Origin of the sequence: Robbsia andropogonis (genome assembly GCF_034047095.1) — a bacterium.
Taxonomy (GTDB): domain Bacteria; phylum Pseudomonadota; class Gammaproteobacteria; order Burkholderiales; family Burkholderiaceae; genus Robbsia; species Robbsia andropogonis.
Genome location: NZ_CP139166.1, coordinates 786,703 through 805,298, shown reverse-complemented (window position 1 = coordinate 805,298; position 18,596 = coordinate 786,703). Strand labels below are relative to the sequence as shown.

Here is an 18,596-nt window from a genome sequence, read left to right as displayed (position 1 = left end):
GGCGTCAAGGGGGAAAGATCAAGCCTGCTTCAGTAGTTCGCGGACTTCGTCGTCCGACAGATGCGACATGTCGTTGAGCAGCGTGTCGAGGTTGGCGGCGTCCGTCTTGCCGAGCAGCTTGTCGGTGATCGCATCCGCCAGTTCCGCAATGGTGGGCTTGGTCAACATGTCCGCCGGGTTGATCGAGACGCCAAACGTCTGGTTGATCCGTCCGACGACCTGCAGCGCCAGGAGCGAGTTGCCACCCAGGTCGAAGAAGCTGTCGTTGCGCGCGATCGGACGGTCGCCAAGTGCGTCGCGCCAGATGGCGCTGAGTTGGTCTTCGAGCATCGCGGTGCCGGAATCGGAGGGGGAGTGACTCATGGGGAATCCTTCATCGGTCGGTTGAATGGGAGAGGGGACCGGATCTGCCGGCGTCGATACGGAAAGCGGCGCTGCATGGGATGTTGACGCGGCGGGCCGCGCACGGTCGATCCAGGCACGCCGGCGGTCGAACGGCATGGTCGGCAGCCAGGCCATCTTGGCGTCTTGGTCGTCCGACCACGCAGCCCAATCGATATCAATGCCCAAGGTCCATAGACGTCCCGCGGTGTCGAGCAATGCCCGGCCTTCGTCGGCGACGCCGCCGAGGCTCGATAACACGGCATGGTGTGGACCGACGATGCCGAGCGCCGCACTGCTCAGCGTTCGGCCGGGACCCAGCTCCAGCACCACGGCACCGGTTGCCACGTCCGTCGCGAGAGCCGCCTGTAGTGCCCGCGCGTATTGCACCGGGGCACGCAATTGACCAACCCAATAGGCAGGGTCCGTTGCCTGTGCATCGTCGAGCGGCCGGGACGTGACGGTCGAGAAGATCGGTACGTCCGGCAGGCGCAATGTGATGCCCTCGAAAGCCGCGCGATAGGTGTCGAGGACCGGCTCCATCAGTGGCGAATGGAACGCGTGCGAGGTGTTGAGACGCCGGTACGTGAGATGTTCGCGGTCGAGCAGCGATTCCAGCGCCGCAATGCCGGCGAAGCTGCCGGACACCACGCACGCCTTCGGCCCGTTGACCGCGGAGATGACGCAGTTGCCTACCTCTTCGGTGCCGGAGGCGAGCAGCGTGGACAGCGCGGTTTCGTCGAGGACGACGGCGAGCATTGCGCCGGCGGGGGCGCGCTGCATCGCCGCGCCGCGTGCAACGACAAGACGCAAGGCGTCGCGCAGGCTCATGACGTTCGCTAGCGTGGCGGCGACAAGCTCGCCAAGGCTGTGGCCTACGAATGCAACAGGCCGCACGCCGGCGTTCAGCCAAACGCGGCCAAGCGCCCATTCAAGCGCGAACAGCGCGGGTTGCGCGCCCGCTGTGTCGTCCAGCGTGAGGTCAGAGCCCGGATCGCGGCCGTCGGCGATAAGACGTCGCAGGTCGATGCCGTGGTCGGTACGCAGCCACTGCGCGCATTCGTCAAGCGCCGCAGCCAGGCGCGGTTCGGCTGCGGCTGCCGCAAGCCCCATGCCGATACGCTGCGCACCTTGTCCAGTGAACTGAAACAGGACAGGAGGTGACACATCGGGCGCTTCTTGCGGTGGCCGTTCGAATGCGGCGATCTCGCCAAAGGCTTTCGCTGCTTCGTTGGCATCGCCGGCAACGACAAAACCGCGATAACGCCGGTGCATGCGGCGCTGCTGCAGGGTGTACGACGCATCAGCGAGGGGCGGCGCGTCGCCTTCGTGCGACCAGACGCGTCCCAGCCGTCGTGCGAATTCAAAAAGACCGGCCGTCGACGTTGCGCTGAACGGCAGCAGCCAGGCATGCCGGGGCGTGGCCGTCGATTCGTCGGCCGCGATATCGGGTGCCTGCTCCAGTATCAGATGTGCGTTCGTGCCACCGATACCGAAGGAACTGACGCTTGCGCGACGCGGATGATGCTCATCCGGCCAGGGTAGCGGTTCACGAATCACGTAGAAAGGACTTTCATCGAGGTGCAATTCGGGATTGGCCTCGTGGAAGTGGAGGCTTGGAGGCAGAACGCCGTGACGTACTGCCTGCACCGCCTTGATCAGGCCGCCGATACCCGCGGCCGCACCGAGATGGCCGATATTGCTTTTGAGCGATGAGATACCGCAAAAACCGATGCGATCCGTGTCGAGCCGATACGCGCGTGTCAGTGCGGCGATCTCGATCGGATCACCGAGCGGTGTTGCCGTGCCGTGCGTCTCCACGTATCCGATGGTGTCGGCGGACACATCCGCGGTCGCCATGGCTTCCGCGATCACCCGTGCCTGGCCATCGACACTGGGCGCCGTGTAGCCGATCTTGACCCCACCGTCGTTGTTCACCGATGTGCCGCGTATCACGGCCAGCACGGGGACGCGGCGTTCGATGGCATCCTCGATGCGCATCAAGGCGACCATGCCGACGCCTGCGCCATCGATCGTGCCCTGGGCGGCGCGATCAAAGGGGCGGCAGTGTCCATCGGGCGAGAGGATGCCGCCGACCGTATGGAGATAGCCCTCCGGGTCGAATGCAGGGATGGCGGCCGCGCCGGCCAGGACCATGTCGCATTCGTGATTGGCCAAGGCGCTGCATCCGAGATGCACGGCGACCAGTCCCGTGGAACAGGCGGTGTTGAGGCTGATGGCCGGGCCGGTCAGATCGAGACGGTAAGCCAGCAGTGTGGCCGCCGAGTCCTTGCGGTTGATCATCTGTAGCGAATCGATGCCGACGGACCGCACGACATCGGCGTTCGGTATCAGGTGTTCTTCCAGATAACGGCTCAAACGGACACCGGCATACACACCGACGGTCCGGTCGTCGCCAGGGACGTAACCTGCCTGTTCGAGCGCTTCGTGCGCACATTCCATCAGCAGCCGCAGCTGGGGATCGGTGATTTCCGCTTCGCGTGCGGTCATCGAGAAGCATGTCGCATCGAAGTGCTTGACGTCGTCGAGCAGCGGTCGTGCCTTGACGTAATTCGGCGCGTCGAGCAGTTCCCGCGGTATGCCCGCCGCCATCAATGCCGCGTCGGAAAAGCGATGAATGGATTCCTTGCCGGCAACCACATTCCGCCATAACGTGTCCGCATCCGTGGCGTCGGGAAAACGCCCCGACAGGCCCACGACCGCGATACCCTCGAGTGCATCACGCATCTTTATTTCTCCGCTGTCGGCGCGCGTGCGCGCCGGATTGCCGCTGTTTGCGTTGTTCGATTCGCCTGCGAGCCGATGTAGAAAACACCTCTGTCCCTGCGCCATGCGGGGCCGCCTGCGTGCCCGATCGCGCGTCAATCCGGGACGCCAGCAGCTCGACGGTCGGGTAGCGGAACAGTTCTACTACCGGCAGTTCAAGTCCAAAATGCGTGAGAACGCCTGCCTGCACGGCGATCAGTCGCAGTGAATTGCCGCCAAGCTCGAAGAAATTGGTCCGCGTGTCGACCTTGGGCACGACGAGAATCTCCGCCCAGATCGCGGCGACTTTCACCTCGGTCGGCGTGGTGGCGCGGCGGCTCACGGGAACCGCGGCCTGCAATCGAGGGGCGGGCAGGCGCTGACGGTCGATCTTGCCGGTGATGGTGGTGGGCATCGCCGCGATGGCCTGCAGCGATACGGGCACCATATACGCCGGCAGTTCGCGCGCCAGATGTCGTCTGAGCATGTATTCCGGCTCATCCACGGAGGCATTCAGGACGACGTAGGCAGCCAGCTGCGGCTGGCCGTCGGCGTCCTCGAAGACCTTGACCGCCGCATGCTCGACGGCAGGAATGCGGCCCAGCGCGGCCTCGATCTCACCGGGCTCGACACGATTACCACGGATTTTTACCTGGGCATCGATGCGTCCCATCAGATCGATACTGCCGTCGTCGAGTCGCCGTCCCACATCGCCGGTCCGGTATAGCAGGGGACCATAGCCGCGCCCTGTGGCGAACGGATTGGGCACGAAAGCCTCCCGTGTCCGCACGGGATCGTTCGCGTAGCCGCGCGTGATGCCGATGCCGTCGATGTAGACCTCGCCGAAGGTGCCGACCGGGACCTCCCGTTGGTGCGCATCCAGGATCCAGACCAGCGTATTCGGGTTGGGTCGGCCGACCGGAATCCGGGGACGGAGCAGGTCGTCGTGGCCTACCACATGGTTCGCCGATGTCATCGTTGCTTCCGTCGGCCCGTATTGGTTGACGATCGACAGCGTGTCGCCAAAGACCGACCAGGCGCGCAAGCAGTCCTCGGCGGTTAAACGCTCCCCGCAGGGCATCAACGTATCCAGGCGGATGCCGGCCGGTGCGCCACGCGTCTCGGCCACCGTCAGCAGGGATCGCAGCAGCGTCGGGGTGATGCTGAAGAGTTTCGTGATGCCGTCTTGCGCAAGTCGCGTCATCAGCGCGGCGGGGTCGCGGGCCACGTCGTCCGGCAGTAGCACGGCGGTGGCGCCAGCGCTCCAGGTACCGAACAGGTCGCGCACCGACGGATCGAAGTTGAAGTTCGTGACCTGGAGGACACGGTCGTCCGGCACGACATCGCGTGCGCTTACCAGAAACGCCAGATCGTGCGCGACGCCGCGGTGCGGCACGGCCACGCTCTTCGGTATGCCGGTCGAACCGGAGGTCGTGATGACATAGGCGAGATCGTCGGGCGTGGGATCACGGTGGGCCCGTAACACGCCGTCGACGCCCGACGGCACGATCACATGCCCCGTGAAGCCGATTGCCGCCACGCGATCGCCCGAATCGACAATCAGGAAGTTGATGCCGATCGCGCCGATGATCTGCGTGATGCGTTCATCCGGCCATTCAGGGTCGAGCGGTACATAGGCGCAGCCGGCCACCAGCGTGCCAAGCAGCGCAACGGTCCGTTCGATCGAACGATGCATGAGAATGCCAATCGGTGCCTGGCGTGGGGCGTCTGCCTGCAATAGTGCCCCCGCCAGCGTCTCGGCCGCCGCCAGAAGTTCGGCGTAACTGCGCGACACACCGTCCAGTGTCACGGCCGGCCGATCGGGCCAGCGTGCGGCGCTTTCCCTCACGAGTTGTACGACCGTCGCGTCACGCGGCGGAGCGAGCATCTGAGTTTGCGAGGCAGCATGTCCGGGAAGCTCCTCCGCAAGCGCGGGCGACAGCAGGGACAATGCATGCACGGGGCGATCGGGCGCCTCGGTGATCTGTGCCAGCGTGAAACAATACATCTCGATCAGGCGCGCGATCGTCGACGGCGCGAAAAGCGCCGTGTCGTATTCGACGTACCCTGAAAGTCGGCCGTCGCGTTCGAGCAGATGGACATTCAGATCGTATTTCGCCGCGCCTGGCAGTGCGTCGATGCGTTCCACCGTGAGTCCGGACATTTCGACGCTGTCGAGCGCACCGGTGTCCATCACGAACAGTATCTGAAACAGCGGCGCGTAGCCGAGGTGGCGTGGCGGATTCAGTTGCTCCACCAACCGCTCGAACGGCATGTCCTGATGTGTGTAGGCGTCGAGCAGTGTCTGTTTCGCGGCCGCGAGGTGCGTCGTAAATGGCTGGCTGTCGTCTACGGTCTGACGGATGACCAGCGTATTGACGAACAAACCAACGAGGCCTTCGAGTTCAGGGCGAAGCCGATTGGCGACAGGCGTGCCCACCACTACGTCGTCACGTTGCGTCAGTCGCGCCACGAGGGTCTGGAATGCTGCCAGCATCAACATGAAAAGCGACGCGCCTTGTTCGCGTGCGACACCGGCCAGGCGCGCGGCAAGTGCGTCCGGCAGCGCAAATGGCACGGTGCGGCCCGCATGCGCGGCAACGTCGGGCCGACGGTAATCGGTCGGCAACGTCGAGACCTCGGGCAGGTCGGAAAGCTTTGCGAGCCAATACACATCGAGACGTGCGAGGCGGTCCGACGACAGCCATTCCCGATGCCAGTCCGCATAATCGAAATAGCTGACCGGCAACGCCGGCAGGTCGGGTGGCGTGTGTTGGCGTGCCGCGTCATCCAGGCGGCCGAGTTCCGCCTGGATGATTCCGGCGGACCAGCCGTCGCAAACAATGTGATGGAAAGACATCACGAGCACGTGGGCATCGGCGGCCGTTGCCAGCAAACCAATGCGCATCGTCCCATCGCGTGTCAGGTCGAACGGTTGGTTCGCCAGGGCCTGGATCGTCGTCTCGAGCGCGTCGTCCGCTACCGGTTCGGCAACCAGGGCGGGGAACGCAGGCCGTTGCGGTATCTGTCGTACCTGGTCACCTTGCGTGCTGAAGGTTACCGCAAGCACCGGGTGTCGGGCGACCAGCGCGTCGAGCGCTTGTCCCAATGCCGCGATATCCAGCGGCCCCGACATCCTCAGGGCGACCGACATGTTGTAGGTGGCGTTCGCGCCTTCGAGCCGGGCCAGGAACAGCATGCGTTGCTGCGCTGGAGAAAGCGGGTGGGCACCCTGGGCAGCGCGTTTTACGATTGCGGCCCCTTCGGTGGGCGATGTGCCATCGACGACGGCGACCTCCGACCGTGAGGCGATCTGCGCTGCCAATGCGTGGATCGTCGGCGCGGAGAAGACATCGCCGATGTCCACGGCAAGCCGGTGTTGGTTGACGAGCCGGGTGACGACACGGGTGGCAAGCAACGAATGCCCGCCGATCGCGAAGAAGCTGTCATGTCGGCTTATGCGTTCCACGCCGATCAGTTCGCGCCACACCTGCGCGATCAGCGATTCGATGGGCCCCGCTGGTGCTTCGAACGGGGTCGGGTCGCCCTGTTCGGTGGCGCCAGCCTCGAGTCCCGCCAGCGCACGCCGATCAAGCTTGCCGCTGGGCGTATAGGGGAGCGCCGCCACGCAAGCGATCGCTTGCGGCACCGCGAACGCCGGCAGGCGTTGTCGGGCGGCGGTGCGTAGACTCGCGATGTCGATGTTGGCCTGAGGCTCTGCAATGACGAAGGCGACCAGTCGTTCATCCCCAGCCGCCCCGCGCTGCACGGTCGCGGCTGCGCGCGCCACGCCAGGTTGCGATTCCAGGAGCGCCTCGATCTCGCCGAGTTCGATCCGAAACCCGCGCAATTTGGTTTGCAGATCACGCCGGCCGAGAAAAAGGTAATCACCGTCTGTTCGGCGCCGGACGAGATCCCCGGTCCAATAGAAACGCTCGCCGGGTTCGGCGAACGGCGGCGTGAAGAAACGCTCCGCCGTCAGTTCGGGACGGCCCAGGTAGCCGTCGCCCACGCCGATACCCCCGATAAGCAACTCGCCGACGACGCCGTCGGGTACTGGCCAACCCTTGTCGTCCACGGCGACGAGCTGGACGCCGGGTAGTGCCTGACCGATCGGTACAACGGCAGGCCAGTGGTCGAGCGACGTCGGTAGTCGTTTGAATGCGCATACGTCTGCACATTCGGTTGGGCCGTAGGTGTTGACGATCTCGGTACGTTGCGGCGCGGCGAGCAGCCAGTCGCGCAGCGGCCCGACGGCGATCGGCTCGCCACCGAGAAAAGCATGCCGCAGCGTCGCGATCCCATGCCAGCCGTTTGCCGCGTCGGCTTCGACGATCGCATAGAACATGCTGGGGGTGCAGTTGACGACGCTGATGTGATGTCGTGCAATGTCTTGCACGACGGACGACGCATCGAAGTCCGGGCGGCTCTTGATCACCAGCGTGCCACCATGCAGCAACGGCGCGAACAGATTCTTTTGTGTCAGATCAAAGCTCAGCGCGCTCAACAGCAATACCCGGGTGTATGCGTGGAAGTCGAAAGTGTTGGCATACCAATGGAGCAGATTGACGAAATTACGCTGCGTCACGACGGCGCCCTTCGGCCGACCGGTCGAGCCCGAGGTGAAGATCACATAGAAGGGCAGGGACATCGGATCGATGTCGCCCGTGTCCATGACAGGTGCGGTTGACGGATGCGCGGCGGCATCCCGGTGCAGGTGCGCGAGTGCCCGTTGCGATACGCCCCCGAGCGCGGGCATTTCCTCGCCGACGATCACGAGCGGTGGCGTGGCGTCCTCGATCATCGCCTGCAAGCGTTCGGCGGGATAGCCAGGGTCCATCGGCAGATACGCCGCACCGACCTTGCCGGCGGCCAGAACGACGGCAAGAAAACGTGCCGATGGCGCCAGGCAGACGCCGAGGCGGTCTCCGGGCCGCACGCCGGCCGCGATCAGGCAATGTGCATAACGGTTTGCCAGCCCGTCCAGTTCCCGATAGCACAGATCGCCGTCGGGCGACGAGACGGCCAAGGCGTCGGGATGACGCGCGGCGGCCAAGGCGACGAGCGCATGCACGGGCGCCGCCGGACGGTGGTCCGCGAGGGGGGACGCGTCGTCCGTCACGACGTTCGTGAGATTGCCGTGCCACGCACGGCGCAATTGCCGCAGATCGTCCTCATCGGTGAGAGCGAGCTGGCCGAGCGGCAGCGCGAGATCGGCCCCGAGCCTTTCCAGCCTGAACAGATAGCGGCGCGACAGATCGGCTATCCAGGCCGGGTCGTATTTGTCCGCGCGATATTCGAACAGGAGTGCCGCGCCGTCGGCGCTGTCCTCGACGAGCAGCGTGAGGTCGAACTTCGTCTGCGATGCGGGGAGCGGCAATGCGCGAACCGTCAGGCCGTCAAGTGTGAAGGTGGCGACGGACGCGGGTTGCATCGCGAACATCGCTTGGAACAGTGCGCCGCCGCCAGGTCTTTCGGCCGTGCGCAATACGTGCTCGAACGGCAGTTCCGCATGCGCCAGCGCATCGCGTACCGTGGTGGCCGCCTTGTCGAGAAAGGCCTGGAGGGCTTGGTCCGCGGCACAGTCGAAACGCAGCGCGACGGTGTTGGCGACAAAGCCGACGAGGGACAACCAGTCCGGATGCTGGCGGTTGGCGACAGGCGTGCCGATGACGACGTCCTCTTCGCCGGCATAGCGGCCAAGCAGGGCCGCGAAGGTGGCGACGAGCAATGTGAACCGCGTTGTCCGATGTTGCCTTGCCTGCGTGTCGAGTGCCTGCAGCAGCGCGGGCGGCATCGGTACACGGAGCGTGCCGGCCGGCTGGGCTGCCGATGACGCGCCGTCGGCGGGGAGGTTCAGCGGTGGCACGGGCCGCGCGAACTGCCGTTGCCAGTACTCGCGCGCCGGTGCCAGTGCCTTCCCGGCCGCGCGGCGGTTCTGCCACTGCACGAAATCGGCGTAGCGGCGGGTCGGCGCGCCGGCTTCGGCTGCATGCTTACCGCGCGCCACGGCATAACCGTCGGCAATCTCCCGCATGAGGATGCCGATCGAGACGCCGTCGCAGCAGACGTGGTGCAGCACGATCGAGAGGAAGTGCCGCTGTTCGCTGATCCGTAAGAGGCGGACCCGGCAGGGCCATTCTGTTGCCAGATCGAAGCGTCGGTCGGCATCGCCGCGTGCCAGCGTCATCGCGGCGTTTTCGGTCATGGTCGCGATGGGGAGCGTGAAGGCTGACGCATCGATGCGAGCGTCAGGCTCGCCGCCCTGCTCCACGATGCGGGTACGCAAGGTCTCGTGACGGCGGAATACGTCCGCGAATGCACACGTCAATGCGTCGGTGTCGAGCGGCCCATCGATCGCGAACAGGGCCGGCATGTGGTAGCTGGCATGGTGGGGCAGTGCGTTCGCCAGGCACATCTGGCGCTGTCCGTCCGAGAGGCGCGTCACCGCGTGCGCGTCGCTGTCGAAGGCGTTCCCGTCGTTGCGTGCGGTGTCGTGTCTGTCCTCGCACGCTGCTGCGCCGGTGGGATCCGCGTCGTCAAGCGAGGCCGCATGCGCATCGAGCCCATGCAGGAGGTCGAGGATTTCCGTCTTGCGGCTGCGAATCTGGTCGATCAGCGGCGCCGTCAGCACACCGGGCGCGGCATCCGCGGCCAGTTTGCCGGCCTTTGCATAAAGGCGGATACCGCGTTGCTGTAGGTTGGCTACGAAGCTTACCGTGCTCAAAACAAAATCTCCTCCCGGTCCGTGCCGGGCGCGTCAGCGGCGCCGGAACGCGCCGCTAGCAGGGTGAGATAGGCGGCGAGATCCGCGACCGTCGCGCGCTCGAGAACCTCCCGCATCGGAATTTCCACACCGAATGCCTCCTTGCAGCGTGCGAGGATGCGGATGACCTGCAACGAATGGCCACCGATCTCGAAGAGGTTGGCGTGGATACCAAAACCGCTGAAGCCGAGCACCTCTTCCCAGATGGCCAGGATGGCGCGCTGCGTCTCGTTGACCGGCGCCGCTGCCGATTGCGCGAAGTCCGGATCGAAGGGCGGCAGCGCGGCGCGGTCCACCTTGCCGCTCGCGTTGCGTGGCAGCGCGTCGAGGAAGACGTATCCAGAGGGCTGCATGTATGACGGCAGCATCGACGCCGCGAATTCGCGGACCGCATCCACCGTCAGGCCGGCGTCGCCGGAACCGGCAAGGTAGGCAACGAGCCGCGGCTCGGCGCCGTCCTGCCGCGCGAACACGACGACTGTGTCTCGTATCGCGGGATGCCGCAGCAGCGCGGTCTCGATCTCGCCAAGTTCGACACGATGTCCGCGGATCTTTACCTGGTGATCTCGCCTGCCGGACAAGACAATCCGGCCGTCTGGCAGGAAACGCCCGATATCGCCGGTGCGGTAGACGCGCGTCTCGAAGCCGTCGAGCGCGGGCATCGCGACAAAGGCGCGGTCGGTCAGATCGGGGCGGTTACGATAGCCGCGCGCCTGACCGTCGCCCGCCAGGAACAACTCGCCCGCCACGCCAACGGGTGCCGGGTGCCCATTGGCGTCGAGGATGTACACGCGCTTGCCAGGCAGCGGCTTGCCGATGCTGTCGAAGCCGCCGGGTTCACGCAACGTCATGGTCGAATACACGGTGTCTTCGGTTGGTCCGTACAGGTCGTAGACGCGTTCGACCGAACCCGTCGCATAGAGCGCGTCCACCAGCGACTGACGCAGCGGTTCCCCCGCCAGGTTGATCGTTCGCACGCCGGATGGCAGGGCCCCCGTTTCAAGCAACCCGGCTGCCGCCGAGGGCACCGTGTTGATCAGCGTCACCGGTGTGGCAGGCATTGCCATCGGGCTCTCGCCGATGACGACGCAGCCACCATGCGCGAGCGGGCCGAACAACTCGAATGTCGAGATGTCGAAGGCGATCGACGTGCCGGCAAAAACGGCGCGGAGTTCGTCTGACGAATATTGTTCACCGATCCAGGACAGCAGCGAGAGGACGTTGCGATGGCTGATCTCGACCCCTTTAGGACGACCGGTCGACCCAGATGTAAAGAGCACGTATGCAAGACCATCGGCATCGGCAGGCGGGGAAACGGTGCGTGCCGGGGACGCCATATCGTTTGCGGTGAGCGATTCGGGCGCGATACAGGCATAGGGCGCATCGGCGAGTGCATCGCGCAGCGTGGCAGGTGCGACAACCAGGGCCACGCCCGCGTCGTCAAGCATCTGGCTGACGCGCGCGGCCGGTGTGTTCAGATCGATCGGTAGATAGGCGGCGCCCGCTTTCCAGATACCCAGCAAGTGTGCTGGCAGCATCACGTCGCGTGGCACGCCGATGCCGACGACATCGCCGTGGCGTATGCCGAGCGCTTGCAGATTGGCGGCAATCCGATCCGAGGCCGTTTGCAATTGCGCGTAGGTCCATTGCGCGGCGTCGGTCCTTACTGCCGCCCGTTCGGGAAAGCGCCGGGCCGTTGCGTCGATCATGGCGTGTGCCGTGGCGTGAGGCGGTTGTGGAATCGTCCGCCGGTTCCAGTCGATAAGCTGGCGGTCACGCTCCGCCGGAGTAAGCAGCCCGAGGTGTCCGATAGCCTCGTCGGGCCGGGCGATGAGCGCATCGAGCAACGTAGTGAAATGTCCCGCCATTCGCTCGACCGTCGCGTGGTCCAGTTTTGCGATGTCATATTCGAAGCGCAGCACGAGTCGCTCGCCGGTTTGAATCGCGATAAGCGCCAGGTCGGTCTGCGCGGCGGCGGTCGGGACCGGGATGCTCTCCATCGTAAGTCCACCGACCTGCAATGACTTGCCCGCCGCACCCGCGAGGAGATCAGCTGCTTGTGGCAACTGGCTCAGGTTGTGATACGCGAACATCACGCGGGAGAACGGATGCCGGGCGTCCGCGCTGCGTTGCCCGAAGCGTCTGACAAGATCGATGAAGGGCGTTTCACTATGCGCGAGCGCGCCTGTCACGGACTGTTTTGTCGTGGCGAGGACATCCGCGTATGACTGGCCGGCTTCAATGGCGATACGCATGACAAGCAGATTGACCCCATAGCCGACCCATTCGTCGAACGCGCCGTCCGGCCGCACTGCCACGGGCGTCACGATGGCGAGGTCCTGCTGGGCGGAGTATCTATGCAGCAGGGCAAAGAATGCCGCCATCAACGCCATGTTTCGGGTGACGCGCTGGTGGCCGCAGAGCGCATCGAGCGCCGCCACGCGCGCATCGTCTAGTTCCACGTCGAGGCTCATGCCCGAAGCGGGATTCGCATGGACGTTCATCGAAGCGTCGCCGGGCAAGGCGAGCGGCAGTTCGACGGACTCGATCGGCGTGGCGAGGCGTTCCGCCCAATACCGGGTGCCGGCTTCCGCGCGCGGGCTTTTCAGCAGCGTCGCGATGCGGGATCGATAATCTTTCTCGACCGGCGCCATCGACAAGGCCTTGCCTTCTGCAAGCTGCGTATATGCCGCGCCGAGTGTCGCCAGCACCGTTTGCAGCGATCGTAAATCGGCTACGAGATGATGCGCGATGAGCACGATCACGACGTCGTCCGGTGATATGCGCAGCACTTCCGCGCGGAACACGGGGCCGACGGCGAGATCGATCGGCTGGCGCACCAACGCGACGATGCGCGCCGTCAACGCGGTATCCGACACTTCCGTGACGTCATGCACCGATAACAGGCGGTCCGAAGGCGCAATCCAGCACTGTTCGATGTTGCCGTCCGCATCCTGCGTGAAACGGCTCGATAAGCCGCGATGGACACTGACAAGCGTCCGTAGCGCCTCGTCGAGTAGCGGGAGGGAGACGCTGTTCCTCAAGCGGAAAGGAAGCGCGAGGTTGAAGCAGGGAGACGCGTGGTCCCACAGTTGCGCCATCCAGATTGCTTCCTGGTAGGGCGTGAGTTCCGAGCGCTGGGTGCCTGGCGTCGTGCCGGGCCGCGCATGCGGCGCGGCATTGGCGAGTGCCTGTGGCGCGTCCGGCGTTTTTTCATGCAGTGTGCGGCGCGCAATATCAGCGGCCAGGACCGCAACGGGCCGGTCGTCCATCATGTCGGCCAGCTCGACGGCGACGCCTGCATGCTGGGCGAGCCGCACTTGAAGATCGACGAGGGCCAGCGAGTCGAAGCCCAGGCCCAGTAGCGGCGTGGCGCGCGCCTTTGCGTGCCGGGCATCGTCCGCTTGGACTGCGCCAAGGATTGTCGCAAGCAGGCGCTCGGTCAGTGCGTCGACGGTATCCACTGGGCTGAGCGCCACGGGCTGCGGGATGTCAGCATGCGGTGCGGTCCCCGATTCCGGCCTCGCGCGGGCAAGAATCGGCAGGGTGCCGTCCAGATAGGATTGCCTGACGAGCATGCGCTGGTTCTTGCCACTGGACGTTTTTGGCACGACGCCGGCCTGCACCAGTACCAGCTCTGCCAGCGGGATGCCATGCGTTGCGGCAACGGCGCCGGCGGCTTGTCGCGCGGCCGCATCGGCGTCCAGGGCGTGGCGCGCGGTACGTTGTACTTCCTGCACCACCACCAGTTTTTCATGGACGCCGTCGTCGATGCTGAACGCCGCGCCGCAGCCCGCCCGGAACGCGGGATTGCTTTGTTCGACCGTCTGTTCGATATCGGTCGGGTAGTGGTTGCGGCCGCGGATGATGATCAGTTCCTTGAGCCGGCCGGTCACATAGAGTTCCTCGCCATCGAGCAGCCCGACGTCGCCCGTTCGAAGATAGGGCGGCGAGTCCTCGTCGACGATGCGTGCGTCGAACTGCGCGCGCGAGTCGGCCTCTCGATTCCAATAGCCGTCGGCGACACTGCCGCCTCTTACCCAGATCTCGCCAATCCGACCGTCGGCGCAGGCACGCAGCGTGACCGGATCGACAATACGGACATGCTGATCGCCCCCCACCCGACCGGAGCTGACGAGCGTTACTGCTGCCTGGTCCGGTTTGGGCGCGCTGCCGCGTCCTGCCTGCAAATCCTGCGCGTCCAAGCGCCGGGTGACCGCGCCGCCGCCGGGCTTGGCACCCGATACGAACAGCGTCGTCTCGGCCATCCCGTAACAGGGAAACATCGCGTTGCCATTGAATCCATGGTCGGCGAATGCCGATGTGAATTTCTCTAGCGTCGACGCCCGGACCGGTTCCGCGCCGTTGAACGCGACGCGCCAGGATGACAGGTCGAGACCGGCCTTGTCGGCTTCGCTGATCCGCGTCGCGCAAAACTCATACGCGAAATTGGGGCCGCCGCTCGTGGTCGCGCGATAGGTCGAAATCGCGCGTAACCATTTCACGGGCTGCTGCAGAAACTCGAATGGCGACATCAGCGTCGACGGGATGCCGAGGTAGACCGGTTGCAGCACGTTCCCGATCAGTCCCATATCGTGATAAAGGGGACACCAGCCGACGAAGACCGTGTCTGGGCCGTGCTGAAAACCGTCGCGAATCGCTTTCTCGTTTGCCAGCAAGTTACGGTGCGTGACGCGTACGCCCTTGGGCTTGCCTGTCGAGCCCGAGGTGTATTGGAGGAAGGCCAGCGGGCTCGCCGGCAGTGTGGCAATGGCCGATTTACCGTACGTGGTCGTCAATGTGTCGGTGCCGATGACCGTTGGTATGCTCTTCGCGTTTGTTGGCGCGATCTCTTCCCGGATCGCATCGATCAGGTCGTCGCTCGTCAGGATCGCGGCCGCCTGGCAATCGTCGATGATGGCGGCAAGGCGGTTCTGTCGCGCCGCGCGACCCGACGGCGGATAGGCGGGAACGGCCGGGCAGCCGGCGTACAGGCAGCCAAAAAAGGCGGCGATGAAATCGAGCCCGGGGCGATAGAGCAGGAGCACCGGCTCTCCGTTCGGGCATGCGCGTCGGAGCCGCTCGGCGATAGCATCGGCTCGTCGGTCCAATTCCGCAAAGGTAAGCAGGGCTTCGGCGCCGTCGGTCAGGAAACGGAAAGCGATGTCGTCCGGTTTCACGGCGGACCAGTGACGCAGGCACTCGCCGAAGTTGTGCAGCTCGTCGAACCGACGCATCGTGGATTCAAAGACAGTCATTATCATGCTCCGGTACTACGCAAAGGCAGTCGCATGGAAGAAAGGGCAGGGCGCGTTGCACGTGGTTGCCGTATATGAGGACGTCGTACCGTTCATGCCGCACCGTCCGATTGCCTGGCGAATGCCAGCCGCCTGCGCAGGATGGTGCCGGCAAGTACGAGGCATGCCGCGCTGGCGATCATCGAGAAGCCGACCCAGTACGACGATTTGCTGGCGATCTGTGCATACAGTGCGCCGCCCAGTGTGCCGCCCAGCAAGGAACCGACGAGCGCGGTCAGGCCCAACATGCCGAACACGGTACCGGCGTAGGTGGGTGCGATCGAACGGTTAGCGGCCGTGTCGATCGTCGGATCGATGACCATCTCGCCGATCGTGTACACGGCGATCATGAGGCCGAACGACGCAAAGCCGGGCAACGTGGCGAATCCCGCGAAACTCGCCGCCACGAGCGCAAAGCCCATCGCCAGCATCGCGCTGTCGGAGTAGCGCCGACTGAGCCACTGGGTGAGCGGCAATTGCAGGGCGATGATCACCGCCGCGTTAATCGTGAAGATAAGCCCGGACGCGGCGACTCCGAATGTCTGGTTCGCGTGCAGTGGCAGCGTCAATTCGAGCTGAATGTAGATGGCGTAGAAAACGACGTTCACTGCCGACATCGCGAGAAAGGTCTTGCTCGAAAGAATCTCGCGCAGTGCGGTGGAAAACGCATAAGCGGGTGTCTGGCGTGATGGCTGCGGCCGGTCGCCTTTCGACCGATCTACTTTGCGACTCGATATCACGAAGAACAGCAGTACGGCAGCCTGAATCCCGGCGGCGACGAGAAAGATGACTTCGGGAGACATCCGGATCAGTACGCCGCCCAGGACGCCGCCCACTGCGACGCCGAGGTTGTTGAATACATTGCGCGTCGCATAGGCGAAGTGCAACTGGTCGTCGTGGACGACCTTCGCCAGCACCGATTTCGAAGCGGGGATGAATAGTGCCGCGCTGCCTCCAAGCATTGCCGCGCTGACGAGGAGCGCGCTGTCTTGCCGAAACAGCGCGAGTCCGACATAGGAGGCGATACGAAAGAGATTCCCGAACACGATCGCCACGAACTCCCCGTGCCGATCGGCGACATAGCCACCATAGAGAATCAATCCACGTTGACAGGCGGACTTGACGGTGAGCAAGACGCCGGCAAAGGCAACGGACAGTCCGATGTCCTTGACGACATAGACGGCAAGATAGGGAATCACCATGAAGCTGCCGGCATTGATGAGCAGCTGGAAAATCAGAATCAGCCGCGCCACGGGGGGCAGCGCGATGATACGGGACAGCATGGACATGGTGCGCTCCGAAGAGGTCTCGCGGATTCAAGCGGCCGAATCCACGGACCGCAGTGTCAGTTGGTGAACCTGTCCGTACACGTGAAATACTTCTGGCCCACGTTGCAACGACAGATTCCTCGCAGCGCGATCAATCAACGTATCGTCGACGCGAGAGGGCGCGGGCCAATGCAGCGACAAGCGGTTGACGCCGGGCTTCAATGCATGCGCCGGAATCGTGGTGTTCCCGCGTGTCCACGTGCTGGCTACATCGATCGTGGCTGTCTCGCTGCCGTTGACATTCACCGTACAACGCCCCGGACCGGCAAGGCCGCGTGGTGTGCGGACCACGGATCGCAGAACGCCATCGCGGCCTCCATCCGCGACGAAGAAGAACTCGGTTGTTGCTGAAACGGACTGCAAGTAGGCCGGGTTTTCGTGGAATGGGCGGAGCGCTGCGTGATGCCGTGCGGCGTGTTGCGGCTGTAACAGATTCTGCGCGCTGCCTGGTTGCAGGTAGACGTCGAACAACAGTGCATGCCATGTATCGAGTGCGTCCGTGTCCCCATGACGCCGAAGCGCATCGACCATCGCGCGTTTTAATTCGTGGTCCGCCAGATGGGGATTCAGCTTGAATCCCATATATCGCTCGATTTGTGCGATATCCAATTCGTCAAATGCGGAATGCGTCCAGCGCGGTTGCAGGCTCGTTTCGAATTTCAGGAAACTTTGAAACCAGCGACGGGCGTCGTCCGGTGCCGTGTCGATTGCAAGGTCGACCCAATGCCGGACGATGTTGCCGGATTGTCCCCAATTGGCGTTATGAATCGCGGCAAGGAACATCGCACTTGCACGGGCGCGCGCCGATAGCGCATGGACTGGCTTCCAGGTGGCTGTCGGCGTCGAGGTCGATTTCCCATCATGCCAGGCATCTGCCACGGCGCGTGCCGCATGATGCGCCAACGTATCGATGCCCTGTTCGGTCAGGTGGCAGTAGTCGAGAAAGTACTTCCGGTCCGGCAAGGAACTGCCGTCGGCTTCAGCAAAGCACTGTGGCAGATCCACGATGCCGATGCCAACGTCGTAGGCCAGGCGACGCATCGCGGTGATCGCGCGAGAGTGTACGCCGGGTGCTTGAGGCACCGGCAGGATGGCGGCCATGTCCCGCGCTTTCTCAAGCCAGATGCGCGCTTTTTCGGCACCGGAGGCGTGGAGAACCCCTTGTCCTTTGAGCCATAGGCTGTGCGGCGCGAAGCCATTGTCCAAGGCGATCATCTCATCCGCCAGTGCCACGACGCGGTTGTGGTCTTCGGCATCCAAAGCCGCTTCCGCCTGGATCCGGCGCGCTTCCCATGCCGCGAGATTTTCTCCGGAAAGGAATGGGGGCGCATTCTCGAAACCGGGTTTCCAATCGCGTAAATTGAATTCAGGGATGATCAGCACGACCTTCGTCCCGGACGACGTGCGAATCTCCGAGAGCGTGGCGACAAGGCGCGACGCCAGCGTATCGAGTGCACTTTCCAGCTGAGCCACGAACGCCGCGAAACCGTCGATACGCAAGGCCGAGGAAAGCGCAACCAGATCGACGTACTGGAAGATATCGCCGGCCGACAACCAATTGTTTCCGACGAAAAGTACCAGCGCATCTGGCTGGAACAGCGCCGCGGCCTGACGCGACACGGCGACGCTTTCGGTGAAGCTCATGTTCGTCCGCGCAAGATCCACGACCTGCACGGGCGTGTTCGTAGCGGTATCGAAATGCTTCTGTAGCAAGCCCGCCGGTGTCAGATAAGGATCGTACAAGAAACCGCGCCCGGCGGATTCACCAACGAATATGACACGCCGTGCCGATGGGTCGGGTTCGATGCGATCAACATCGGCCCACGTGCGCCAGACGCCGTGCGGGTCCTTGACGCGCTCGAATCGCTGCGGGTTGTTCGGCACGCGTTGCCAGCAGCCAATCGCGTCCGGCGTTGCATCCTCAACGGTTGCAGGGCGCCGCGTTGCGCTTGCCGTCCCGGACAATACAAGCGATTTCACGAGATCGATGATCTCGGTTGCATCGCTGTTATCTTTGATTAGTTTAGCTAATCGAATCAATGTTGCTGAACTCGTCAT

General features: G+C 64.2%; 5 protein-coding genes. All 5 read right to left on the bottom strand.

Annotated elements, in window-relative coordinates; translation table 11 throughout:
• Window positions 1-18: 18 nt before the first annotated feature.
• On the bottom strand, window positions 19-3,129 hold the full coding sequence (locus SJQ66_RS08560; RefSeq protein ID WP_046152956.1) for a type I polyketide synthase: 3,111 nt from the start codon (window positions 3,127-3,129) through the stop codon (window positions 19-21).
• Window positions 3,122-9,874 carry a non-ribosomal peptide synthetase gene (locus SJQ66_RS08555; RefSeq protein WP_320533946.1) on the bottom strand — a complete coding sequence of 2,251 codons (6,753 nt, stop codon included), beginning with the start codon at window positions 9,872-9,874 and terminating at the stop codon, window positions 3,122-3,124. Before SJQ66_RS08555 ends, SJQ66_RS08560 begins: the two co-directional genes overlap by 8 nt.
• Window positions 9,871-15,171, bottom strand: a complete 5,301-nt coding sequence (locus SJQ66_RS08550) for a non-ribosomal peptide synthetase (protein WP_024905422.1) — start codon at window positions 15,169-15,171, stop codon at window positions 9,871-9,873. The genes SJQ66_RS08555 and SJQ66_RS08550 overlap by 4 nt, the downstream gene beginning before the upstream one ends.
• Window positions 15,172-15,263: 92 nt before the next feature.
• A complete protein-coding gene (locus SJQ66_RS08545; RefSeq protein WP_320533945.1) occupies window positions 15,264-16,499 on the bottom strand; it encodes an MFS transporter in 1,236 nt (411 codons plus the stop codon).
• Window positions 16,500-16,526: 27 nt separating this feature from the next.
• Window positions 16,527-18,596 (bottom strand): hypothetical protein, encoded by a 2,070-nt coding sequence (locus SJQ66_RS08540; protein ID WP_024905420.1) that lies wholly within the window; start codon window positions 18,594-18,596, stop codon window positions 16,527-16,529.